We start from the raw sequence: 24,319 nt of genomic DNA, 5'->3' as shown, positions 1-24,319 counted from the left end.
TTAGCCAAAAAAGCTGATATGTCAGACGAAGCCCAACTATCCATTCGGGAGGTCACGGTGAATGACCGGGAGATTATCTACAACATGATATGTGGACTGGAAAACATGGTGATGGACCGCGACGGATTTGATCTCGTTTTCAAAAAAAACCTGGGAACTACCCATATCCGTTATTTTCTGGGGGAATATTTGGGGCAGCCGGTGGGTATGGTAAGCTGTCACATTCAGCCTTTGTTGCACCATGCCGCGCTGGTGGCGGAAATTCAGGAGATGTATGTGGAGCCCGAGTTCCGGTCGAAGCAATTCGGAAAGGCATTGATTGCTCATGTAGTCGGCTATGCGAAGGCTAATGGCGCGATTCAGATGGAGGTAACCTCCCGCAATATCCGCGAACAGGCACACCGCTTTTATCAGCGGGAGGGTTTTGAAAAATCACATGTCAAATTGGTGAGGTACTTTCATAAAAACTAAAAAAAAAGCATCAGGTCAGCGACCCGATGCTTTCTGCATTACCCTAAACCTTCAACTGCCATTAATATCTGTTTCTGCGATCACGCGCCCAGTGGTCGCCACGGCGATCGCTCATTCTGCGGGTGTTAGCCATTAATCTTTCCAGGTCTTCACGAAGAACGCGGGCCTCACGTGGCGACACTCTGCCGCGATGGCTGTACCGTCTCTCCCGTGCTTCTATTCTATCGTACTCGTTCATCAGCGCACTTGCTTCGCGCGAGCTAAGTGTACCTCTCTGCACACCAGTTGCGATTTGCTGACGAGCTTCTCTTTGCAGAAAATTAATGTCTGACATATGTCCTCCTCGGCGACCATCACGGTCACGGTCGTGGTATTCGCTATTATTGCGATCACGGTCATTGTAGCGGGAATCATATTGTGCGGATGCTGAGGTAAATCCAAAAGCAAGAATCGCAGCGGCAAAAAGTATCTTTTTCATAACTCATAAATTTTAAAGTTCATGGGTTAGAGGGCCACCAGTGATATAGGTTTAAACTGCGGTTGTTAATGATTGTTAAGTGAAAAAATAGCACTTTTAGAAGATGAATGAGGTTTCTGATTTTCAACAGATTAACCTTTACCCAGCATACTTTTATCCATCCGGGGATTTTTTATGAAATCGCTTTTCGGATTGCTTCCTGCGCTTCCGCAAGAATTTCCTCTGCTTTTCTTCCGGCTGGTTCAATGCCGGGCAGGGCTGTCCATGATAAGTTGGAAAATGATCTCAGCGGGAATATACCTTTTGGGTTGAAAGCACCGGTACCATTGATGGCTACCGGCACAATGAGCGCATCCGGGGCGCGTTTGAGGAGTGTAGCCACCCCGCCCGGAACAAATGGTTTCATGATCCCGCTGGCAGTCCGGGTACCTTCAGGAAAAATGATGACAGATGATTTTTCTTCATGAATGAGCTTACCAAGCCGCGCAATTTCCGCGATCGCCTGCTTGCCGTCCTTCCGGTCGATCAATGCGGCACCACTTTTCCGCAGGTTGTAGGAAATGCTTGGAACGCCTTTTGCAAGCTCTATTTTAGAAACAAACCTGGGATGGTATTTTCTCAGAAACCAATATATGGCCGGGACATCAAAAGTACTCTGGTGGTTGGCAACAAAAATAATGGTCCGGTTGTCCGGAATATCGGATAGGTTACGAAGCGTAATGCGGGCGCCTGTCAGGTAAAGTCCGAAGGTTAGCGTAAAGTTGAGATAATCTACCACAACCTTGTGCGCTTTTTTACCAAAAACGTGAAAAGCAATGACCTGGAAAATATGAAAAACCAATAATGTTAATCCAAAATGAATCAGGTAAATACTGCTCAGGACGTAATCGAGAATCTTTTTCATTCTTGTTTTTTTTGCAAAAGTAGTTTAAATGAGGGTTGGTTATGCTAATTTTTGAAGTTGGAAATGACAATTATCATTCAAAACTTACATTAAATTCACGTAATTTGTGCAACAATAACTAGCGTTAAAATATTATTAAAATGGATATCGCACTTTCAGCAGAAAGACTAGAAGTCATGCAGCATATAGGAAAAGACCTGGATGGACTCATGTCTGAATACTTAAAGCCAATCGAGGAGAATTGGCAACCTTCTGATTTTCTGCCCGATTCCAGTGACGAAAACTTTTTCAGTGAGGTTAAATTATTGCAGGAAAGCTGCCGCGATCTGCCTTACGATTATATGGCTGTTTTGATTGGAGATACGATCACAGAAGAGGCGCTTCCTACTTATGAATCCTGGTTAATGGATGTCATAGGCGTAGATCAGGTGGATAATCCTTCCGGCTGGTCGCAATGGGTACGCAGCTGGACAGCCGAGGAAAACCGCCATGGCGACCTCCTGAACAAATATTTATATCTGTCGGGACGTGTTAACATGCGTGCCATGGAAGTCTCGACTCAATTTTTGATCGCGGATGGCTTCGATATTGGTACCGACCGGGATCCGTACAGGAATTTTATCTACACTTCTTTTCAGGAGCTTGCAACCAATGTATCGCACCGCCGGACTGCTACGCTTGCCAAAAAGTTTGGTAACCCGCATTTGTCTAAAATATGCGGCGTGATCGCTTCCGATGAGATGCGCCACGCAAAAGCCTATAAAGCATTCGTGAGCCGCATTCTGGCTGTGGACCCTTCCGAGCTGGTCATTGCTTTGGAAGATATGATGAAAAAGAAAATCGTCATGCCGGCCCACTTTATGAGAGAAACGGGAGTGAAGATGGGTGATACTTTTGCCCATTTTTCGGATGCTGCTCAGAGATTGGGTGTATACACCACAATGGATTACATTGAAATTCTCGATAGTCTTCTTTTAGAATGGGAGATTGGATCGGTTCGTGACATTAACGAAAAAGCGGAAAAAGCACGTGACTACCTGATGGCATTGCCCGCAAGACTAAGAAGGATCGCTGACCGGACCAGAATTCCGGAACTGCAATACGAATTCAGCTGGATCAAATGATATAATTTCGTGTTTTTGATATTGAATCGTCCCTGCCATAAACAGGGGCGTTTTTTTTATTGTATCAAAATCACCGATCCTTTCTTCCGGATCATATTTCCCTTCAATGATTTTCCTTCGATTTCCCAAACATAGATTCCGGTAACAGGATTTTTGTTCTTAAACCAACCGTCCCAGCCGCTATTGAGTTGATCCGTAAAAAATACAACCTCTCCCCAGCGATTGAAAATCTTGAAATAACTGATCGAAACGATCTCATTGATCACAGGAATAAGCACATCGTTTTTCCCGTCACCATTGGGCGTGAATGCAGTGGGTACATTGATGCTTTCGTGCCTTTTGACGGAAAGATTAACATTCCCCGTTCCCTTACAACCCAGTGCGGAAGTGATTTCGACGGTATAGGATTGATCGTCCTGTAATGTGGCAATCGGGCTTGGGCTCACGGGGTTGTTAAGTCCGGTGGCTGGGGACCAGAAGAATGAAGCATCTCTCATGTCCTTAATCTGAGGTGACGACGCCGCGAGCTGGTAAGGGACATTCACTTCAATGATCGCGTCCGGTGTAACTCTCACCTCGATTTTTGGTTCCACATTGATGTTGACAGTATCCGACTGAGAGCAAAATCCGCGTACAGCGGTGACCACATAGCTGGTGGTGGCCGTCGGAGTTGCGGCAGGGCCTTGAATGGTAGCGTCATTGAGGCCAGCCTGAGGAGACCACAAGAAGTTTTGCGCGTTACCCGTCGTGTTCAGTTCAACGGTCTGCCCTTCACAAATGGTGGTATCAGCTATGGTTCCCACCACGATGTCGCTCTTAAACACCACATCAACCGGCTTACCAACTGTACAATTGTTTCCGTCTTTAACATACACCTTATAAGATGCGGCAGGCACTTTGAATATGTTGTCAGCCTGGTAGTTAACCGAGTCTATGGAGTATTGATAGGGTGGGAGCCCGTCGGTTGCGGTTAATGTAAGCGTGCCGTCGGTACCGGTTTCACAACTCCCCGATTCCACCGCGGTGGTGAGGTTCAGGTTACTGATGAGTGTCTGTTTTCGGTTGACTAAGGGGTTCGGGCAACCAATACTGGTGACGGTTAATGTTACATTTTTAGTGCCTCTGCTATTCCAATTGATTACATAAGGCCCAATTCCACTTCCCGAAACGACCGTACCACCATCCCAGTCCCAATCGAACTTATAGCCCGTTCCGGGTACCGGTATGATTCCGGTGTATTTTATATCGATGTTTTGGGGGAAACTACAACTTGGATTTGGCGATATTGAAAAGTCTGCATAAGCATTGATATTGGCTACAAAGCACACTTCCGAAAATACCTTCTCTACCTCCTTTTGACCGTAATACTGATTGGTAAAAGACAAATAAGCAAAGTTCGCCTCCCCGGATTCGCATGCCACCGAACTATCATCCCGAAAAATGTAAATCGGAGTGCCTGGCTTGCCCACATACCTTCCTTCTGAGTCGTTGTACGTCGCAAACAACACATTATCCACATACACGTCCATAATGCCCGTCTGCCCGTTGCGGGTAAAAGTCAGAAGGTAGTAAGTGGAAGTATTGAAAAATGGACAGGCGCCTGCGCGTCCGTAGGGATAGAAATCCAGGCAACGGTCCGTTGAGCCATTATTATCCTTGAAATAAATCCCCTGATCGGATGTGCCATTCGAAAAATCAATGATCCTCGCCCAGGTCTTGCCCCAGTCGGTCACTTTGATGTACATCTGAATCGTATAAGTGTCGGTAATAGCACCCTCCGTGTTAGGGTACATCAGCCCCCAATCGAGTTTATTGTGATAAATGGCCCTTTGCACGCCACATGGTAAAACGTCTTGTTCGAAAGTGCCGGGGCTCGCTCCCGCCGCACAGGAACCAAGTGACTTTGACTGAACCAGATTCGGCCCACATTCCGGCTTGGCAACTTCGAAATCCTTATAAAAACGATAGGTATGCCTGACTGTTTGTCCAAAAGCATTCGTCAGGTAAAAAAGAAAAGTAAAGAGAAGAAGTAAAGATTTTATTTTCATATATCAGCCACAGCCCGAAACATTCTTAACGTGAGTATCATGTAGATTATTAATAAAATTACGGCAAATCCAGTGAATAAGGTGAAGGTCGGGCACTTTTTTGATGTTTCAGAGAAAGCCAAAAAAAGAGGCCCTGATCCAGGACCTCTTAGAACATGCATTGATATGAGGGAATTTACGGATGAATTAACTGGATTGTCCCTTTTTTGATCATCAGATTTTTGCGGACTTTCAGATCATCACGCAGCGATTTCTTGAAAGGATCAACTGTTTTTGATGCCGCTATCCTTAATCCTTCCGGTGCCGGGATACCCATTATGTCCAATGCTTTGCGAAATAAGGTTTCATTTTCATCCGCGAAAGGTTTGTAAGGCACTTTCGAATCTTCGATCAGATAGTCAGGCGTCATGCCATTCACAGTTCCGTAATCCGACTCTCCGTTCGCATTCGCTGTTTGTCCGAGCATCACATAAGCACCCCATTTCCATCTGTTTTGATCATCATTGATCAATGAACCGAAAAGATTTTTTCCAGCGGTATGTTCACCAATCGTGATCACATTCATATAAGGTTTTAACCCATTGATCACCAGCTCGCTGGCTGAGGCGGTTCCGTTGGAAGTAAGTACAAACACCCGGCTCAGATTGTTTCCTATGTTATTGGCTTCATTCAAGAATGTGTAGTTCAATGCGTCGGCACCTTGCGTTTTTTGCCAGTAGGCAACGTATTTATCGTTCCATTGTTCTTTGTAAAAAATCTTGGAAGCGGACACATTCTTGCCGATAAGCGAGGCCAGCGTTTCCGCCGAACTGATATAGCCACCCGGATTAAACCGAAGGTCCAAAACCAATTCATTAACACCCTTACTCTTGAAATCGGCAAAGATCTGACGGAGTTCATTGTCATATTTAGCCTCGTCGGCAGTGGTACCGGGCACAAACTGCGTGTACACCAGATAACCGATCGTTTTGCCATAAGTTGGCTTGGAAATTACACTGGAAAAGGCCACCGGATCTTCACTCACCTCCGCTTTGGTTATGCTGATCGTTGTACTTGTGGCAGCAATGGTAGTACCATTCAATGCTCCTAATGTGAATGTTGCGGTTTCGCCGCTCCCTAATAAAGTCGTATAATTACTCGCTGTTAACTGCGTCCCATTTACTTTCAGAAGAATGTCCCCTCGTTTCAGGCCTGCAATTTCCGCCGGGCTGCCTTTTACCACATAATTTAGGAATATGCCAATATTGGATTTTCCGTCATCAATATAAGAAAGCGCATAACTGATCCCGAAAATTTTGCTGATCCCGTCGAACTCATTCTGTAAGGCATCAATGTCGTCGGTTACTGACGAAAATCTGTCCACCGTTTCTCTCTGATATACAAGCTTTTCAAAGTAGTCATGAGGGTCAATAGTGGCGTCGAGGCTGGCTTGTGCCGGCATGTCTTTGTACCAGAAGTAGGCATCATCCATGATTTCGTAAAGCCAGCTATTGATCGCTTTGTAATCGGAAGCAGTAGTAGAATCAAGTGCGGTTTCAATGGTCGGCTCAACGTTTTTGTCCTTGCACCCCGCCACCAACAACCCGAAAATCAGAACATAAAGAAGATTTAGCTTTTTCAAATGTAACATATTAGTCAGTTTATAAAATTTAAGTAAACTGCTTTGGCATAAGCGTGTGATTAAATGGACGTTCATTAACGAATTCTACATTCATTACGTATCTCGCCCCGGAAATGTGGCGAATTTTGGAACAAAAAAAGGCCCCATCGGGGCCTCCTGTTGCTAGAAAATAAAAAACGATCAAATCCCGGTGAGTCCCCGGAAGAAATTCCTTGCAATGATGGCGTATTCAAGTGGATTGGCTTTTGCAGGATCTTGTTCTGCTTCCAGCACGATCCAGCCTTGGTAGTCGCTGTCTTTAATGATTGAAAAAAGTGACGGGAAGTCAATACAGCCCTCCATATCTCCCGGAACAGTGAAAACGCCTCTCTTCACAGCCGTCAGAAAACTTAGCTTATCATCGTGAACACTTTGCAGGATATCTGGACGCACATCTTTTAAATGGATATGCGCGGTCCGGCCAATGTATTTTTTCAGGGCAACGGAAGGGTCTTCGCCGGCAAAATGGAAATGGCCACAATCGTAATTCAGGTATACATTTTCAGGATCGGTTTCATTGAGCAATCGATCTGTTTCAGCGATAGTCTGAATACAAGTGCCCATATGATGGTGAAAAGCCAGTTTCATACCACGATCCCGGGCGATTTTCCCCAGTTCGTTCAACCCGAATGTAAAACTGTCCCATTCTCCTTTGGTATTGAGCATTCCCTTGCCCTCGAAAACGGGAACGTCCATTTGTCCCTGGCAACTGTTGCCGGTCTCGCCGCCTCCAATGACCTTTGCCCCCATTGTTTCCAGAAAATCCAGCAGTTCGGTGAAGTTTTTTCTGTTTTCCGCAAAGCTTTTGGTCGTCAGCTCGTAACTGTTCCATTGATTGCAGATCTGCAATCCGCGCAATTCCAGCGCTTTTCTAAGCACATTGGTATCTCGCGGGAATTTGTTTCCTACTTCGCACCCCGTAAAACCGGCGAGCGCCATTTCACTGATGCATTGCTCAAAGGTATTTTCACCTCCAAGTTCAGGCATATCATCATTGGTCCAATTGATTGGAGCAACGCCCAATTGAATGTTTTCGAAGTTCATATTTAATGTATCGATTGAACGTAAAGAATTCGGTGTAGTCAGATATTGTCATTGATAGTCATAAATTGAGGTTTTGCTTAATCTGTTGACTAAACAACAGATGACAAAAAGTGACAATTAATAACAACTCCTGACAATTTCCTTTTACAAAAATATCCGTTGTGTTTTCTTATTTTCTTTATAGGTTTCAAAAGCCTTTTGCACGATCGGTGACGTGGAAACTTCGGCAATCGGGACTTCCCACCACGCGTGGTATCCTTTCACGGTGCGGTACAGGCTTGTTTCAATGTAAATAACAGTCGTGCGTTCGCTGGTTTTCGATTGGGCCAACGCCTCTTCCAGTGATTTCCGGTCTGTCGCTTTGATCACGATAGCGCCAAGGCTTTCCGCGTTTTTGGCCAGATCAACAGGTAAAAAGCCACCGGACAACTGCCCGGAATTTTCGTCCCGGTATTTGTACATAGTTCCAAATCGCTCACTACCAATACTTTCAGAAAGTCCCCCAATACTAGCGTAACCATTATTATTCAAAAGCAGGATCGTAAATTTCACACCTTCCTGAATGGACGTCACAATCTCGTGATTGTTCATCAGATAGCCGCCGTCGCCGCATATCACATATATTTCGCGGGTCGGATCGGCCATTTTAGCACCCAATCCTGCCGCGATTTCATAGCCCATACAGGAGAAACCGTATTCCAAATGAAAGTTTTTGGGATCAGTCGCACGCCATAATTTATGCAAATCACCCGGTGCGCTTCCCGATGCATTGATCATGATGTCCCTATCGTCCATAAATGAATTCAGGGTCCCGATCACCACCGCCTGATCGATCGGAGGGACGGTACTGTTTCCTTCGGCATAGATCTGAGTCACCTCATCGTCCCAGGCTTTGTTCATCCCGGCGATTTTTTCCCGGTAATCCTGAGCTACCTGATAATCTCCAAGCAAGTCGCCAAGTTCTTCAAGAATTACTTTCGCATCGCCGATAACGGGCAGTGCAGCATGTTTGAATGCATCAAATTCGCTGATGTTAATATTGACAAATTTCACAGCAGGATTTTTGAAAATAGATTTGGAAGCCGTCGTAAAATCACTGTATCGCGTCCCAATCCCGATCACGACGTCGGCTTCATTGGCTATCTCAATAGCGTATTTCGTACCGGTAGCGCCAAGTCCACCGACGCTATAAGGTGCGTCATACCGAACTGCTCCTTTTCCTGCAAATGTTTCACCAACCGGAATGCCAGTTTTAGTCGCAAAATCGTGCAGTACTTCGCTGGCGTCACTGTAAATGGCCCCGCCACCAGCGACTATTACCGGGTTTTTAGCGGCTTTGATCCATTCAGCTGCCTTTTGAAGCGTTGTCAAATCAGGTCTCGGCCTTCCGATATGCCATACTTTTTTTTGAAATAATGACTCTGGGAAATCATAAGCATGCGTTTGTACATCCTGCGGCATAGACAATGTGACCGCGCCCATTTCTGCCTGTGAGGTCAGTACGCGCATGACTTCCGGCAAGGAGTAAATGAGCTGCTCCGGGCGGTTAATACGGTCCCAGTACTTGGAAACCGGTTTAAAACAATCATTCACAGAAATGTCCTGCGTAGAAGCGCTTTCAAGTTGCTGCAAAACCGGGTTAGGTTCACGCGTTGCGAAAATATCGCCGGGTAGCAGCAAAACGGGCAGCCTGTTGATCGTAGCCAATGCAGCACCGGTAATCATATTGGTAGCGCCCGGGCCAATGGACGTCGTGCAGACAAATGCGCCCAGCCGGTTTTTAACTTTGGCATAAGCCACCGCGGTATGCACCATCGACTGCTCATTGCGACATTGATAATAGCGAAAATCCGGGTTTTCCTGCAATGCCTGGCCCAGACCAGCGACATTACCATGCCCGAATATACCAAAACAACCACTAAAATAGGGCTGCTCAACGCCATCGCGTTCAATGAACTGATTTTTTAAAAATGTTATGGTAGCCTGTGCTACGGTGAGTCGTCTTGTCATTGTGTTCTGATTTTGCATGAAACGATCAGGCATCGACCAGGCTGAAATCGCCTGCTTTATTGGTACATCCGAATAGATCGAATTTTTTTAGCATAAATTTTTTGTATTCTTCCATAAAGATCTTCCCCGGCGTGGTAGGAGCGAATTCGTCAGGCTTGTCCCTGAAAAACTCGCGGTTCACCATTGTCCAAAGTAATCGGGTATCGGTAGCAATGTTGATTTTGCAAACACCCAGTGGAATGGCTTTTCGTATTTCATCCTCCTGAACACCTTTCGCGTCTGTCTTTAAATTTCCTCCCGCCGCATTAATTCTTTCCACTACTTCCGGAATCACATTGGAGCCCCCGTGCAGTACCAGAGGAAATCCAGGCAGGCGTTTCTGAATTTCTTCGAGAATGTGAAACTGTAATCCCTGTCCTCCCGAGAACTTGTAAGCCCCGTGACTGGTCCCGACGGCAATCGCCAGACTGTCGCAATTGGTGGCTTTTACGAAATCTTCAACTTGTTGTGGATTGGTGTAAAATGAATGGGCTGCATCCACAGTCAGATCATCTTCTACTCCGGCTAATACTCCCAATTCTGCTTCCACACTCATGTTTTTCGCATGCGCCCTGGTTACTACTTCCCGGGTTCTAGCCACATTTTTTTCAAAATCATCGTGCGAGGCGTCAATCATGACCGAGGTGTATCCGCCTGTTTCAATGGCTTCGAAGATGTGGGCTTCGTATCCGTGATCCATGTGGATGGCAAAAGTCACTTGGGGATAAATCCGCGCCGCGGCGGCGATCATGGAGAGTAGCATGTCAGGATTAGCATAATCCCGCGCAAAAGGGGTTGTCTGCACGATAAAAGGCGCATTCGCCTCCTGAGCAGCAGCAAATAACCCATGTATTTCTTCCATAAAAAACACATTCACCGCCGGAATAGCATATCGGCCGTAGCATTTCTGAAAGAGTTGTTTGGTTGTAAGAAGCATTTGTTGAGTGTTAGCTACCAAAATACCGTATAAAGAGCAGCAATGACGCCGCAGATCATGATGGAACCCACCACAAAACTTCTTCCCGGCTGGAACATCGAGCGATCGATTTCGAGGCCTTTGGGGTTTTGCTTGCTTTTTGGGTCAGCCAAGGTCATCACCACGATGACTGCGCAAAGGACCACGAAAATGATACCCATCCGGTCCAGGAAAGGAACTTCGGGAGCCATGAACTTACCGGCCATGGATAATGGAATGGTAAGCAATGCAGCTGTAAGTGCCGCAGCGGAGGTAGTCCTTTTCCAGAACATACCCAGAATGAAAATTGCAAATACACCTGGCGTGATAAAACTGCTGTATTCCTGAATGAACTGGTACGCCTGATCGAGCACACGCAGCTGCGGCGCAATGATCACACCTATGCCCATTGCTACATATATCGTGTACCTGCCCACGCGGACGAGCTGCTTTTCACTGGCGTGAGGTGCAATGTATTGCTTGTAAATATCGAGCGTGAAAATCGTCGAAATACTGTTTGCTTTTCCGGCGAGCGAGGCTACAATGGCTGCTGTGAGTGCCGCAAATGCCATTCCTTTTAAGCCAGCGGGCAAAAGATTGAGCAATACCGGATAGGCGTGATCGGGTTTGACTACCCCGGCTGCGTCCAGCATTTCCTGTTGGAACATTCCGTTTTGGTACAAGACAAAGGCGGCAATGCCCGGTATAACTACAATGATCGGTATCAGCAATTTCAACAAAGCCGCGAACAAAATTCCTTTACGGGCAGTCGGCAAATCAGCGCCCAGGCTTCGCTGGATAATGTATTGATTACAACCAAAATAGGCCAGATTGTTAATCCACATCGCACCAATGATCACCGACAAACCTGGCAGGTCCTTATAAAATGGACTCTCCTTTGGCAGGATCATGTGAAAATGCGTATCCGCCTGATCGCGCAGCAAGCCCAACGCATTGAAAATACCAGGCTTATTGAAATGCGTAGAAACCAGGTCCAATGCAAGATAAGTAGTCACCAAACCGCCCGCAACCAGTACGATCACCTGCACGACATCCGTATATCCGATCACCTTCATCCCGCCAATCGTAATAACCACAGCAAAAAGGCCAAGCCCGATGATAGCGTAATTGAAATTAATGCCTGCCGTCACTTCCAGAGCCAATGCACCCAAGTACAAAATCGAGGTTAAGTTGACAAAAACATACAATAGCAGCCAGAAAACGGCCATAATTGTTGCTACCGTGGGGCTATACCGCTGCCTGAGAAATTGCGGCATGGTGTAAATCTTGTTTTTGAGATAAACCGGCAGAATAAACAATGCGACAACAATCAGCGAAGCAGCTGCCATCCATTCGTAAGAAGAAATGGCGAGCCCTATTGCAAATCCAGAACCCGACATCCCGATAAAGTGCTCGGCCGAGATATTGGAAGCAATAATGGAAGCTCCTATCGCCCAAAATGTCAACGAACCTTCTGCCAAAAAGTAATCTGTAGAGCTTACTTCCTTGGCGCTTTTTTTCTTGTAAATCCAATAACCATAAGCAGAAACGCCTATTAAATAAATAAAGAATACAATATAATCCAGCGATTGCAAACCGGTATTGGACATTCGAATGAAGGGTTAGTTGATTAGTAATGAAAAGTTTTTTGGCAAGGTTCTATTTGTCATGAATGGTCATTTTTTGTCATGAATGGTCATTTGTAGTCAGGTGCGTTGAGTCTTTCAATTGAATGAGAAATCGAATTAGTCTCAAACATATAAACTTTCGTAACATTTTTAACTACCACAACCTTATGACTAGTAATGACTACAAATGACCACTTCCTGACCATTAATCTACAATTCTTAAAAACTCCTAAGTCGCCTTAAACCACCGCATACTGCAAAACTTCGTCCATTTTCACGCTTCTGCCTTCCGTCAGTGATTTCATTGCCGCAATACCGATAGCGGTAGCCATTAGCCCATCATGTGCGTCAACCGGCGAAGGTGTATCATTCAACACGCAATCAATGAATGATTTGAGACAAACGCGATAGGCAGTTTCATATCTTTCCAAAAAGAAATGCAGGGGCAGGGAAATGTGACCACCATTGCTATCGAAATGTACCAGTGTATCAGAAGTGTTGTTCTCTGCTTTGGCCATTCCTTTTGAACCGAAAATTTCAAGACGCTGGTCATAACCATACACTGCCTTGCGACTATTATCGATCACGCCGATTGCACCGTTTTCAAATGTCAGCACGATCACGGCAGTGTCTATATCACCAAATTCCTTGATCTCGGGATGAATGAGGGCATCACCTTTTACAAAAACCTCTTTCACCTCACTACCAACAATGTAACGCGCCATATCGAAATCGTGAATGGACATGTCCAGGAAAATACCGCCCGATATTTTCAGGTACTCGACAGGCGGGGGTGCCGGGTCGCGGCTGGTAATGCGCAGGATATGGGGATCGCCGATTTTGTTGGCTTCTACTAAGCTGCGAACATTGCTGAAATTGGCATCAAAGCGGCGGTTAAAGCCCAGCATTAATTTAACATGATTATCATTCACTGCCCTTTCAGCGGCTTGAATGGCTTCCAACGTTACGTCAAGAGGCTTTTCGCAGAAGATATGCTTTTTCTGCTCAGCTGCCGCGACCGTGTATGGAACGTGGAATGGGGTAGGGGAACAGATAATTACAGCTTCCACATCCGGGTGGTTGATCACGTCGTAAGCGTCAGTCGTCACATGAGGAACACCCAATTTATGCGCAAAAGCATGGGACGCTTCGGAAAGATCGGAAGCAATGATGACCTCTGCATCCGGCATGTGATGTACCAGATTGCTAAGGTGGATCTGGCCAATGCGGCCCAGTCCAATCACACCGGTTTTAAGTTTCTTTGTCATTTGATTGGGGATGGTTTTGTTTAGCTATTAGCTATTAACGGTTAGCTTTTAGCTATTAGCTTTTTGTGTTTTTTAAATCTCTTTAATAATATTGATGATGAGAAAAGGAGTTTGCGGATCAGCTAAAAGCTAACCGCTAATAGCCAAAAGCCATTAAAACTTCCTATTCCACTCCTTCAACCAGCGCTCAATCACCACCTTGGTTTGCGTGAAGAATTCAATGGCGTGTTTGCCCTGACCGTGAAGATCGCCGTAGAAACTATCTTTCCAGCCTGAGAATGGGAACTGAGCAACAGGGGCAGCGACCCCAATGTTGATACCAATGTTTCCAGCCTCTGCTTCATGGCGGAATTTCCGCGCATTCAGACCGCTGCTTGTAAAAATGCACGCCATGTTACCATACCTTCCGGAGTTGATAAACTGGATCGCTTCGTCGATGGTATTAATATGTACAAGGCTTAGCACCGGTCCAAAAATTTCGGTAGTAGCAAGCTCGCCATCCAGTGGAATGTCTTCAATGATCGTCGGGCCAATGAAGTTACCTTGCTCATAACCACCCACGTCAGGGTTCCGTCCGTCAACCAGCAAACGTCCTCCTTCACTCACACCTTGATTGATCAGGCTTTGAACGCGGTTTTTACTTTCTGGTGTAATCACAGGCCCCATTTGTACGTCGCCATCCAGGCCAAAACCGGTTTTTCTGCCTTTCACAGATTCCACCAGACTTTCGGTGATTTCCTTGTGCTCGCCAACGGTAATGATCGTAGAAGCGGCCAGGCAACGCTGCCCCGCACAACCATATACGCTGTCGATGACGATTTGAGAAGTCATATCAATATCCGCGTCGGGCAATACAATGACGGGGTTTTTGGCCCCGCCCTGAGCTTGAATGCGTTTTCCATATGCCGAGCCTTTGGAATATACATAACGGGCAACATTGGATGAGCCTACGAAACTGACGCCTTTAATGTCCTGATGTTCCAGGATAGCGTCAACCACCTCACGGGCGCCTTGTACCAGATTCAGCACGCCTTTTGGAAGGTCCAGCTGATGCATCAGTCCCACGATTTTAGTCATGGTAAGTGGTACTTTTTCGGAGGGTTTGATAATGTAACTGTTGCCGCAGGCCAATGCATAAGGCAAAAACCAGAATGTGATCATACCCGGAAAATTGAACGGTGCAATGCAGGCACAAACACCCAACGGCTGACGGATCATGTACTCGTCGATGCCTTTGGCGATATCTTCCGAAAACTCTCCCTGGATCAATGATGGTGTCCCGCAGGCATTTTCCACATTCTCAATGGCACGTATCATCTCAGCCTTGGCTTCGAGAAACGTCTTTCCTGATTCGAGCACGATGGTTTTCGCGATATCGTCCAGGTTATCCTCCAACAAAGTTTTTAGCTTAAATAAATATTGAACCCTTTTGGAAACAGGAGTGCTTCTCCATTCGAGAAAGCCCTTGGATGCTGCGTCTGCGGCATCTTCCACGTCCTTTTCATTTCCATAAGGCACCAATGCTAATACTTCCTGCGTGGCAGGGTTCAGCACATTTACGAAATGATCGGCATGGCTGTCAACCCATTGACCATTGATGTAATTCTGTAATTTTTCCATTTTATTTGAAATTGAGACTGGTAAAAGAGACTTGGCAAGTCTAGGCGTCCCCGTCTTCAAGACTTAACAAGTCTTAAAGACCGCCGTAACTTGCGACGAACTCTGTAACTTCTTCATTCGTTGGCATAAAATTCGCGCAACCTTCCCGCGTGACGATAATGGCCCCGCAAGCATTGCCCATGCGTACACTCTTGTAAAGGTCCCAGCCGCTAAGCAGCCCGTACGAAAATCCTGCGCAAAAGGCATCTCCGGCGCCTAAAACATTCAGTACTTCAACCGGGAAGCCTGGTACTTTCACTTCTTCTTTGCCGGGCTGGAAAATAGAAGCGCCATCTTTTCCTCTTTTAACGACCAGTGTTTCAACACCGGAAGTAAGGATTTCCTGAATAGCATTGTCAATGTTACCCCTGATCTCGGGAGCTGATATCTGCTGATGTTTGATGAGCAACTGCTCTTTGTCGGTCAGGAATGTTGCCAGGATTTCTTCTTCGGTGCCAACCACGATATTGAAGCTGCTCAAAGCAGCGCGAATCGTTACACCGAAAGCACGTGGATCAAACCATTGATCGGCGCGGAAATCAATGTCCAGCAATCGGATCACATTATTCTTTTTCGCCAGTTCCAACGCATAGAACATCGCAGTACGGCTGGGATCTTTGCTGAATGCAGTTCCAGAAAACGCTGCTGCCCGGAAATCCTGAAACGGTATGGCTGAGACGTGGTCAATATTGAGGTTAATGTCCGCACAATTTTCACGGTAATAAACCAATGGAAAACGGTCAGGCGGCTCAATACCCAGTACAACCGCCGAGCTGCGCGTTCCATCAATGGTAGGCACCCATTGGGTGATGATCCCTTCCTGATCGAGGAAATGTTTGATGAAATTCCCAACCTGATCGTTACCAATACCGGTTAGTATGGCAGTTTCCAATCCCAGGCGACGGCTGCCGGTCGCAATGTTCAACGGACATCCGCCAACAAATGCATTAAAAGCTTCAATTTTTTCAAAAGGGCTACCAACGTTGGCCGAGTAAAGGTCAATAGACGAGCGGCCAAGGGTCAGTAGGTCGTATTTTTTCATGCTTTGGGAGCTGGTTTGGTGGTTTCTAGCTGTTAGTGCTGAGCTTTTAGCTGTTAGCTTTTTTTAATTCAATATTTTACCTGACATTTTGGAACCATAGCCGTAGGTTAACCATTATCGGCTAAAAGCTAAAAGCTAAAAGCTAAAAGCTAAAAGCTAAAAGCTAAAAGCTAAAAGCCATTCATCTCCGCCGTCACAATCGGTAACCTCGGATCTGAACCTTTCCAGGAACCATATATCCAGTCGTGGTCAGGGTCGGAGGTATTGGCCAGCGATTGGTCGCTGCCTGCCAGGAAATTGAGATAGTAAACATTGTAACCATGTCCTGCCACTACGGGGTGGTATCCTTTTGGAACCAGTACGGCTTCGTTGTTTTTAACTCTTACGATTTCGTCGAGCGATCTGTCTTCGGTGTAAACCTGCTGAATGGCGTAGCCTTGTGGTTTGTCAATTTTGTAGAAGTAAATTTCTTCCAGATTAGCCTCAATGAGTGTGCCGTCAGCAGCTACCTTACGATCATCGTGCTTATGGGCGGGAAAGGAACTCCAATTGCCTGACGGCGTGTACACTTCCACGCAAACGATTTTGTGACAGTCAAAACCCGGTTCGAGCAAACTGTTAATCTGGCGGTTGGCATTATCCCCTCCACGGTACTCGATAGCAGCTTCCTCGGGACGTTTCATGCGTGGCGGATGGTCTTCATCGGAAGCTACCCAGCAAATGGCGATATCTGTTCCGGGAGACTGTGCTATAAGCGTGAAAGCTGTGTTTCTGGATAAGTACATGGCGTGGCCAATGCCGCTGAATACGTTTTTACGGCCATTTTTGGTTTCCCAGGTTTGTCCCGCAGCTTCAACTTTAAAATTTCCGCTCAATAAAACAATGCAGTACTCATATTCTCCCGTGTTGCCCAAAATTTGTTCATCAACTTCCAGTATTTTAGCTTCGAAGTTCAAATATGTCCAGCCCGCTTGTTCACTGGTGAGTGAATGGTAGGTTTTATTGTCAGGTTTGGGTTTGATTAGCAGGTCGCTCATTGTGGTAATTCAATTACATTTGCACAATGATAGTGTTGTATAAATTAAACACAAAATGTAAATATGTTTATATTGAATGCAAACGTTTGAAAAAATTTCAAAAAAATAATTGCTATAATTCAACAAATGAATTCCTCCCGACCTGTTACCATTAAAGACATTGCCCGTCGTTTTCGCTGCTCTCCTTCCACCGTATCCAGGGCGCTCAACGATCATCCTGCCATCAATGAAGATACCCGGAAAAACATCCAGGAATACGCAAAAGAGGTGGGTTATCAGCGAAATGAGGTGTCTTTGAGTTTATTAAATAAGAAAACGGCATCGCTGGGAGTAGTAGTACCGACTATTAGCAATTACTACGAAACTGCGGTGATTGAAGGTCTTCACACAGTATTGCAGCCGATGGGTTACACGCTCAATATCTGCGTGACGAATGAGAATTACCTGTTAGAGAAAGAGTATCTGTCCAAGCTCTTGTCGAATAGGACGGAAGGTATATTCTTATCTGTTTCGCAGGAGACTTATGACTCGGGATATTACGAACATTTGGAAAGTGTGATCCAGCGGAAGACACCATTAATTTTTATAGACCGTGAATATGAGGACTTTGAGACGAGTCGCGCCACCGTGGATGACTATCATGGGGCATTCGCAGCGGTGGAGCATCTGATCACGATCGGGTACAAGCAAATTGCACATTTAAAAGGCCCCAATGGTCTCACAGTTTCTGAGCAGCGGTTGAAAGGTTACATTGATTGTCTGAAAAAATATAATATGTCAGTTCGGGAAGAGCTGATTATTAACACCAATTTTAAAGTGGAAAGCGCCATTGTACCGACGAAACGGTTGCTCGAACTAGCTTCTCCTCCTGATGCCATCTTCGGGGTCAATGACCAGGTAGCGATCGGTGCAATGCGCGTTGTGAAAGATAAAGGGCTGAGAATTCCACAAGATGTAGGTTTGGTAGGCTTCGATAACTCACCGATCTCAGCATACACTTTTCCCTCACTAACCACGGTCAGCAGGCCCGGACGAAAAATCGGTATGGAGGCTTCGCGGCTATTCTTGAACCAGGTGAATGCTTCCGGAGATTTTCTGCACGAGAGTATCGTGCTGCCTTCGGAGCTGATTATCAGGGAGTCTTCGTTGCGGACACCCCAGGCTTGAAATCCAGGGTTAGTAGGAGGGGTATGATTTGCCTTTCAAAAAAAATGATTTTTTTTCCTGAATAGGTTGTGACCATTAGTTGAGGACAACGTCTGATAAATGATGCGCTATTGCGTCATAGTAACTTTTAAGTTACCTTTATCGTGACGGAAATTAGAAAGGTTATCGCTTACAAGCATTATTTTAACGAATTCGTAGATCAACAACCAGTTAAAATCCAGAATAAGATTTTCAAGATTATTCTGGCCATTGAAACGTTACAACGAATTCCAGCTAGTTATTTAAAGTTCATTGAAGGGACTAAAGGACTGTACGAAGCCCGAATTACGCTAGGTTCGAACATTTGGAGGGTGTTTTGCTTTTTTGACGACAATAAGCTTGTGATTCTTTTGAATGGTTTTCAGAAGAAAACTGAAAAAACACCAGGCAAGGAAATTGAAAAGGCTTTGAGGTTAATGAAAGAGTATTTCAGCACTAAACACATGAACGATGGACATCACGACGTGGGATGAAATAAAAGACAATGTCTACGGTAAAATTGGTACCGAAAGAAGAGACAATTTGGAAAGAGAAACAGAAAGCTTCAAAATTGGATTGCTTCTAAGACAAGCCCGTGAAGATAAGGCGCTCACGCAGGCACAGTTGGGTGAGATCGTCAATAAAAAAAGGGAATATATTTCGAGAGTTGAAAATGATGGAAGCAATTTGACTCTGAAAACACTTTATGAAATTGTGGAGAAGGGACTTGGAGGGAAAGTGACAATACAACTAGAATTTTAGATTAACCCAGGGCTGAGGCCCTGGGTTAAGGACACAAATAGATCAATACCCATCATTCTGCACCAAATACCCCGGCACATTCGAGGCACCGTCGATAGCAGTTTGTGGAATCGGGAAGATCCTTTTCTTGACGTCGGAATTGGTCTTTTCGGTCCATTTACCTTCATATTTGCCGAACCGGATCATATCGGTCCTGCGTACCATTTCCCAGTAAAACTCAAATCCTCTTTCACGGAAAAGCAGATCCAGATCCATGGCCGTTAATGCAGGTGGAGGTATGGTGGCTGTTCTGGACGCTCTTACCAGATTGACGTCCGCTAATGCGCTTGCCGCATCATTGCTTTTGCGCAATTTGGCTTCGGCACGCATCATATAAATGTCCGCAAGGCGTAGGATCACGATATCCGCGTCTCCCTTGTTCCGTCCTGTGTTGGATTCACTGCCAAACTCGTACTTTTCTACACGGTAGCCTGTGTTATAATTGCTGCCAGCTGTTGTGAAATCGATCAGCTCGGAGAAATTTACCGCCAGACTCGCTTTGTTACGCGTTACATAACCCAGCTTTCCCACTTTGAGCTTACCATCAGGACATCTTACAAATGCCCCGTTTACACGCAAAGCGCCATATTGCTGACCTCTCAGTATTCCACGGTTGATTTTATAATCGGCGTCATTAATACAAGTATCGGCCTGATTGGAATAAACAGACATATTTTCCTTATAAAAACGTGGATCACGTTTTGGATCAACCGCGCCATAAGCCTGCACCCAAGTCTGGTAAAAATCAGAAGTGATGGCTGGTCCGTCGGTTCCGTTTGCTGCCGGGAATGCGGCTAGCGGGAACTGGTCGCCGGAAATAGAAAAGTAAGCCAAACGGTTATGCCCGTTCAGATCCGCCCGCTGGTCAACCGCAAAGATCAGTTCTGAATTCGTGTGATTTTGGTTTCCAAAGATTGCGAAGTAATCCGCTGATAATTTGGCCTGGCCGGAAGCAATGATCTTATCCGTGTACAGGATCACCTTGTCCATATCTGCAGCAGGAAAGGTGAATGTAGGCGAATAAATGTTGCGGTACACAGGTGCATTCAAATACAAGCGCGCCAGAAGTCCCCATACTGCAACTTGGTTCAATCTTCCAGGTCCAACGACAGATTTTGGTTGTACTAAAGGCTCAATCGCAAGTAGTTCGCTTTCAATGTATTTCACAGCTTCGTCGCCACGGATAATGACAGACGCGACATTCGGATCGTCTTTTACAAATGCAATTCCGAACATGTCGAGCATGACCAGGTTGTAATATGCTCTCATTCCCCTTGCTTCCGCGCCATAAAGCGCTGCTGTTGTTGCAGTGGAAGTTTTCAATCCGCTAATCGCTGTGATCGACCTTGAAATGGCTTGCGTCAATGTGCCCCACGTGCTGTTCACATTAGGATCTGTACTGGTCGTATTGTGCTGATGCAAAGCGAGATAGATTCCGTTGTCGCCCCAGTCTGTTCCGCCACGATACGGCAGGATTGCTTCGTCGGTCGAAATTTCGTTAAGAGCAAAATAGGTAGTATGCTGGAACAAGTTCGGAAGCAGCGCGTAAACGGGTGCTATAAGGCCGTTTGCAGCCTCTTCCGGGGCCAGGTTGGCTTTAAGCGTTTCGTCTAAAACCTGCTCTTCAAGATCGGTACAGCCTGGCGCTAAAAATAGTAAGCTGGCGACCGTAAATATGAGTGATAATTTCTTTTTCATGTTTTAAATATTAAAAGCCAACATTTACACCAAAGAGGATTGTTTTAGCCTTAGGATAACTTAAATAGTCGATTCCATAAGATGTGATGCCGTTAATCTGACGATCATTGTTCACTTCCGGATCATAACCGTTGTATTTCGTCCACAAAGCCAGGTTTTGGCCCGTTACTGACAACCGAACTGTCTGTACCCACTTGTTAATGCCAAGCTTGGTCGTGTTCAGATTGTAACCCAATACCAGGTTGTTCAACCTCAGATAAGCACCATTTTTCAAATACCTGGTAGAAACAGGGGCCGAGTTGTTTACCGATTCTGCTGCATCTGCATAAGATTCAGGAGTTACGTTCACTCCTTTTGAAAGTTTCAGCTTGTAGAAATTGGAGTTGGCCGTGTTGTCATAAACCTTGTTCCCGGCAACGCCATTGAAGTTCGCTGTCAGGTCAAATCCTTTGAAAGAAACATTACCATTGAAATTGTACATACGAGTTGGAAGCGCTGTTCCTGCGGCAACGCGGTCTTTGTCGGTAATAATGCCGTCGCCATCCACGTCCCTGAATTTGCTGATTCCTTTTTCATCAAAACCAATAAATTCTTTCAGGAAGAATGTCCCGATCGGCTGGTTGTTAATGTAACCATTGATGGTCGCCGATGTCAGGCCTGAACCTTGCGCTGCGCCCGATGGGATCACCGAATAAGGTGAGCCTGTTACGTCATTTTTAATGAAAGTAATGTTTCCGCCCAATGAGTAACGCAGTCCATTGTCCAGTGACTTTCTGTAATTAAGGTCGATTTCAAGGCCTTGATTCTTGATTTTCATATTCGGTACGTTCGTCCAGAATGTTCCGGCTGGCTGAATAGGATCGGAAGGGATCACTTCAAGCAGGATCTTTTCAGAGGTTTTGGTGAAGTAATCAATCTCACCGCTTAATGCGCCTTTGAACAAAGAAAAGTCAAGCCCTACGTCCGTTTGTTTGGAAACTTCCCATTGAATGTTGGGGTTTGCAAGCCTTGTATTGGTGGTTCCGGCAGGATAAGCGCCGCTACCGATCGGATAACTTGCTGTTCCGGAGACGACCGATGTAAACCGTGCCTGAGTGATTTTTGAAGGGATTTCCTGGTTTCCTGTTGATCCCCAGCCTGCACGAAGTTTCAGGTCTGAGAAGGGAGACGATTTCATAAAAGGCTCTTCGGAAATTCTCCAGCCCAGGGAGAAGGATGGGAAAGAACCATATTTGTTATTCGCTCCAAATTTCGAAGATCCGTCTACCCGCAAAGTCGCGGTAGCCAGGTATTTGTCTTTGAAACTATAATTAACCCGTCCAAAAAAGGATTGAAGTTCGTTAATCGTTGCGTAGCCCCCCGGCGCATTCAAAATCAATGTCAGGTCTTGTCCAAGTCCTGGATTGTAAATTGGCTCAATGTCTGAAATCGGGAATTTGTTGATGCTGAAATTTTTGCCTGAAAGCGAAATGTGCTGGTACGAGTGACCCACCAGTGCGCTGAAACTGTGCAGCTTGTTATTAACAGTATACGTAAGGTAATTTTCTATCAGGCGGTTGGAGTTTTTGAACTGATAATTTTCCAGACGACCAATTTCGAAAGGAACCGTGTTTGGCAATGTCTGCTTGTCCTGAGTAGAAGTTGAGTTGTCGAGTCCGAAGTTGAGTTTGTAAACCAAACCCTTTATGATCGTTACCGAAGGAGAAATGCTTGCCAGAACCCTGTTAGTGCTCAGAAGTTCTTTGTAAAGCATCAGCGAAATCAGTGGGTTGGTTCCATCCTGATATCTCGAAGGGTTTCCGTCTGCGTCATAAGGAGCATAAGTTGGGTTTGCCGTGATAGCACCGCCGATCATACCTTGAATGTTCGGCCTTTTGTTCTTCGTGTTAGTTGCATTTAAATTCACATCCAGGGTAACGCGGTCATTCAGTAGCTTTTGAGATAGGTTAACACGTCCTGTGTAACGGTCCTGCTGGCTGCCTTTGAGAATTCCCTGCTGTTTCTGTGTTCCGAATGAGCCATAATAGGTCATTTTATCAGTCCCGCCACCAATGGAAATATTGTGGTTATGGGTTGTCGCAGAGCGTGAAATTTCCTTTTGCCAGTCTGTATTCGCTTTGCCGTCGATCACCGTGCCGCCTAGTTTGGCAGCTTCGGAAACGAAATCCGGCCCTGAAAGCACATCAAGAGGGCGTGCCATGGTGGAAATACCCAGCGTTCCGGAATAAGTCACACTGGCCTGGCCAGACTTGCCTTTTTTAGTGGTGATCAAAATAACACCATTAGCACCTCTCGCTCCATAAATCGCAGTTGCCGATGCATCTTTCAGAACGTCCATGGATTCAATGTCCTGTGGGTTCAGGAAGTTCAGCGGGTTGGTGTCGCCACCTGTTCCGCTGTTGTCCAGCGCCATACCATCCACCACAAAAAGCGGTGTGCTTCCTGTACGCACGCCGCCAGGTCCGCGAACGGTAATACTCGTTTTACCACCGGGCTCGCCAGTGGCTGAGGTTACATTCACACCTGATACTTTTCCTTGCAGTAGCTGCTCAGGGGAATTAATGATACCCGTGTTGAAATCAGAGCTTTTCAATGATTTCACAGAACCTGTAATATCCTTTTTTACGGTGGTACCATAACCTACCACCACTACTTCACCCAGATTGGAAGCTGCTTCTTTCAGCTTGATCTCAATGGAATTATTATTGGATTCGGTCAGGAGGAAGTCAGATAACGTTTGTTTTTCAAATCCGATGTAACTGAATTCCAGGTTGTACCTGCTTCCCGTTTGCAAATTATTGAATGTAAATGCACCGGATTCATTGGTAGTTGCGCCCTGCTTGTTGCTGCCGTTCACTTCCGAGATGACTACCGTAACACCTGGAAGCCCATCGGTGGTGCCGTCGGTGAGGACTTTACCTGTCAGCGTGATTTCCTTCAATATATTCATGTGTTTTTCAACATGTCTGGGTCGGCTTTCCGGAACCGGTATTTCAGCCGCGGCTACTGCATGTAAGCCAAAAATGGCTGTGGCCTGCAGCAGGCAGCTTCGAATGATCCCGGTTCTGACTGATAGAGTCAAAATTTTTCTCATAATCGTGGACTATTGGATTGAACTGTTTAAAAAAAGGAAAAAACTGAATTTATCGCACCATCGAATGGCGGCCATCGAATGGCGGCCATCGGGACAGATGGCAAAGGGTCTTCACATACAAGATTACAGATTGTATTTTTAATATAAATAATAGAAAATAGCCAATACCTAATG

19 protein-coding genes are annotated in these 24,319 nt (G+C 45.7%); 5 read left to right on the top strand and 14 right to left on the bottom strand.

Going from position 1 to position 24,319, the window contains the following annotated elements; all coding sequences use genetic code 11:
- Window positions 1-18: 18 nt before the first annotated feature.
- Window positions 19-471 carry a GNAT family N-acetyltransferase gene (locus ABIO93_RS22245; protein ID WP_348071759.1) on the top strand — a complete coding sequence of 151 codons (453 nt, stop codon included), beginning with the start codon at window positions 19-21 and terminating at the stop codon, window positions 469-471.
- Between the two features lie 61 nt (window positions 472-532).
- Here ABIO93_RS22245 and ABIO93_RS22240 read toward each other — a convergent pair whose 3' ends face one another.
- Window positions 533-949, bottom strand: coding sequence for a hypothetical protein (locus tag ABIO93_RS22240; RefSeq protein ID WP_348071757.1), 417 nt, complete (start codon window positions 947-949; stop codon window positions 533-535).
- Between the two features lie 172 nt (window positions 950-1,121).
- A complete protein-coding gene (locus ABIO93_RS22235) occupies window positions 1,122-1,853 on the bottom strand; it encodes a lysophospholipid acyltransferase family protein (protein ID WP_348071755.1) in 732 nt (243 codons plus the stop codon).
- A 140-nt stretch (window positions 1,854-1,993) separates the two neighbouring features.
- On the opposite strand from ABIO93_RS22235, the gene ABIO93_RS22230 reads away from it, so the two are divergent.
- Window positions 1,994-2,977: an acyl-ACP desaturase gene (locus ABIO93_RS22230; RefSeq protein WP_348071753.1), complete on the top strand. Its 984-nt coding sequence runs from the start codon at window positions 1,994-1,996 to the stop codon at window positions 2,975-2,977.
- Between the two features lie 56 nt (window positions 2,978-3,033).
- On the opposite strand, the gene ABIO93_RS22225 is transcribed toward ABIO93_RS22230, so the two are convergent.
- The 10 genes from ABIO93_RS22225 to iolB form a co-directional block, all read right to left on the bottom strand.
- The gene (locus ABIO93_RS22225; protein WP_348071751.1) at window positions 3,034-5,025 is read right to left on the bottom strand and encodes a gliding motility-associated C-terminal domain-containing protein; all 1,992 of its coding nucleotides are present in this window, start codon (window positions 5,023-5,025) and stop codon (window positions 3,034-3,036) included.
- A 175-nt stretch (window positions 5,026-5,200) separates the two neighbouring features.
- Window positions 5,201-6,655: a S41 family peptidase gene (locus tag ABIO93_RS22220; protein WP_348071749.1), complete on the bottom strand. Its 1,455-nt coding sequence runs from the start codon at window positions 6,653-6,655 to the stop codon at window positions 5,201-5,203.
- 171 nt (window positions 6,656-6,826) lie between these two features.
- A complete protein-coding gene (gene iolE, locus ABIO93_RS22215) occupies window positions 6,827-7,729 on the bottom strand; it encodes a myo-inosose-2 dehydratase (protein ID WP_348071747.1) in 903 nt (300 codons plus the stop codon).
- A 144-nt stretch (window positions 7,730-7,873) separates the two neighbouring features.
- Window positions 7,874-9,739 carry a 3D-(3,5/4)-trihydroxycyclohexane-1,2-dione acylhydrolase (decyclizing) gene (gene iolD / locus ABIO93_RS22210; RefSeq protein WP_348071745.1) on the bottom strand — a complete coding sequence of 622 codons (1,866 nt, stop codon included), beginning with the start codon at window positions 9,737-9,739 and terminating at the stop codon, window positions 7,874-7,876.
- Between the two features lie 25 nt (window positions 9,740-9,764).
- The gene (locus tag ABIO93_RS22205; protein WP_348071743.1) at window positions 9,765-10,715 is read right to left on the bottom strand and encodes a class II fructose-bisphosphate aldolase; all 951 of its coding nucleotides are present in this window, start codon (window positions 10,713-10,715) and stop codon (window positions 9,765-9,767) included.
- Between the two features lie 14 nt (window positions 10,716-10,729).
- The gene (locus ABIO93_RS22200; RefSeq protein WP_348071741.1) at window positions 10,730-12,343 is read right to left on the bottom strand and encodes a sodium/sugar symporter; all 1,614 of its coding nucleotides are present in this window, start codon (window positions 12,341-12,343) and stop codon (window positions 10,730-10,732) included.
- A gap of 257 nt (window positions 12,344-12,600) precedes the next feature.
- Window positions 12,601-13,629, bottom strand: a complete 1,029-nt coding sequence (iolG, locus tag ABIO93_RS22195) for an inositol 2-dehydrogenase (RefSeq protein ID WP_348071739.1) — start codon at window positions 13,627-13,629, stop codon at window positions 12,601-12,603.
- Window positions 13,630-13,782: 153 nt separating this feature from the next.
- Window positions 13,783-15,249, bottom strand: coding sequence for a CoA-acylating methylmalonate-semialdehyde dehydrogenase (locus ABIO93_RS22190; RefSeq protein ID WP_348071737.1), 1,467 nt, complete (start codon window positions 15,247-15,249; stop codon window positions 13,783-13,785).
- A 73-nt stretch (window positions 15,250-15,322) separates the two neighbouring features.
- On the bottom strand, window positions 15,323-16,330 hold the full coding sequence (gene iolC / locus ABIO93_RS22185) for a 5-dehydro-2-deoxygluconokinase (protein WP_348071735.1): 1,008 nt from the start codon (window positions 16,328-16,330) through the stop codon (window positions 15,323-15,325).
- A 170-nt stretch (window positions 16,331-16,500) separates the two neighbouring features.
- On the bottom strand, window positions 16,501-17,367 hold the full coding sequence (gene iolB, locus ABIO93_RS22180) for a 5-deoxy-glucuronate isomerase (protein ID WP_348071733.1): 867 nt from the start codon (window positions 17,365-17,367) through the stop codon (window positions 16,501-16,503).
- A 126-nt stretch (window positions 17,368-17,493) separates the two neighbouring features.
- On the opposite strand from iolB, the gene ABIO93_RS22175 reads away from it, so the two are divergent.
- From ABIO93_RS22175 to ABIO93_RS22165, 3 genes are all read left to right on the top strand, one after another.
- Window positions 17,494-18,534 carry a LacI family DNA-binding transcriptional regulator gene (locus ABIO93_RS22175; protein WP_348071731.1) on the top strand — a complete coding sequence of 347 codons (1,041 nt, stop codon included), beginning with the start codon at window positions 17,494-17,496 and terminating at the stop codon, window positions 18,532-18,534.
- A 143-nt stretch (window positions 18,535-18,677) separates the two neighbouring features.
- Window positions 18,678-19,046 carry a type II toxin-antitoxin system RelE/ParE family toxin gene (locus ABIO93_RS22170; RefSeq protein WP_348071729.1) on the top strand — a complete coding sequence of 123 codons (369 nt, stop codon included), beginning with the start codon at window positions 18,678-18,680 and terminating at the stop codon, window positions 19,044-19,046.
- A complete protein-coding gene (locus ABIO93_RS22165; protein ID WP_348071727.1) occupies window positions 19,024-19,314 on the top strand; it encodes a helix-turn-helix transcriptional regulator in 291 nt (96 codons plus the stop codon). Before ABIO93_RS22170 ends, ABIO93_RS22165 begins: the two co-directional genes overlap by 23 nt.
- Before the next feature lie 42 nt (window positions 19,315-19,356).
- On the opposite strand, the gene ABIO93_RS22160 is transcribed toward ABIO93_RS22165, so the two are convergent.
- Both ABIO93_RS22160 and ABIO93_RS22155 read right to left on the bottom strand, forming a co-directional pair.
- Window positions 19,357-21,051: a RagB/SusD family nutrient uptake outer membrane protein gene (locus ABIO93_RS22160; protein ID WP_348071725.1), complete on the bottom strand. Its 1,695-nt coding sequence runs from the start codon at window positions 21,049-21,051 to the stop codon at window positions 19,357-19,359.
- A 10-nt stretch (window positions 21,052-21,061) separates the two neighbouring features.
- Complete coding sequence (locus ABIO93_RS22155; protein WP_348071723.1) at window positions 21,062-24,145, bottom strand: SusC/RagA family TonB-linked outer membrane protein; 3,084 nt, start codon at window positions 24,143-24,145, stop codon at window positions 21,062-21,064.
- Window positions 24,146-24,319 lie beyond the last annotated feature (174 nt).

It is taken from the genome of Dyadobacter sp., from assembly GCF_039919315.1.
GTDB lineage: Bacteria > Bacteroidota > Bacteroidia > Cytophagales > Spirosomataceae > Dyadobacter.
The sequence above is the reverse complement of the archived record's forward strand: the minus strand, read 5'-3'. Positions and strand labels throughout refer to the sequence as shown.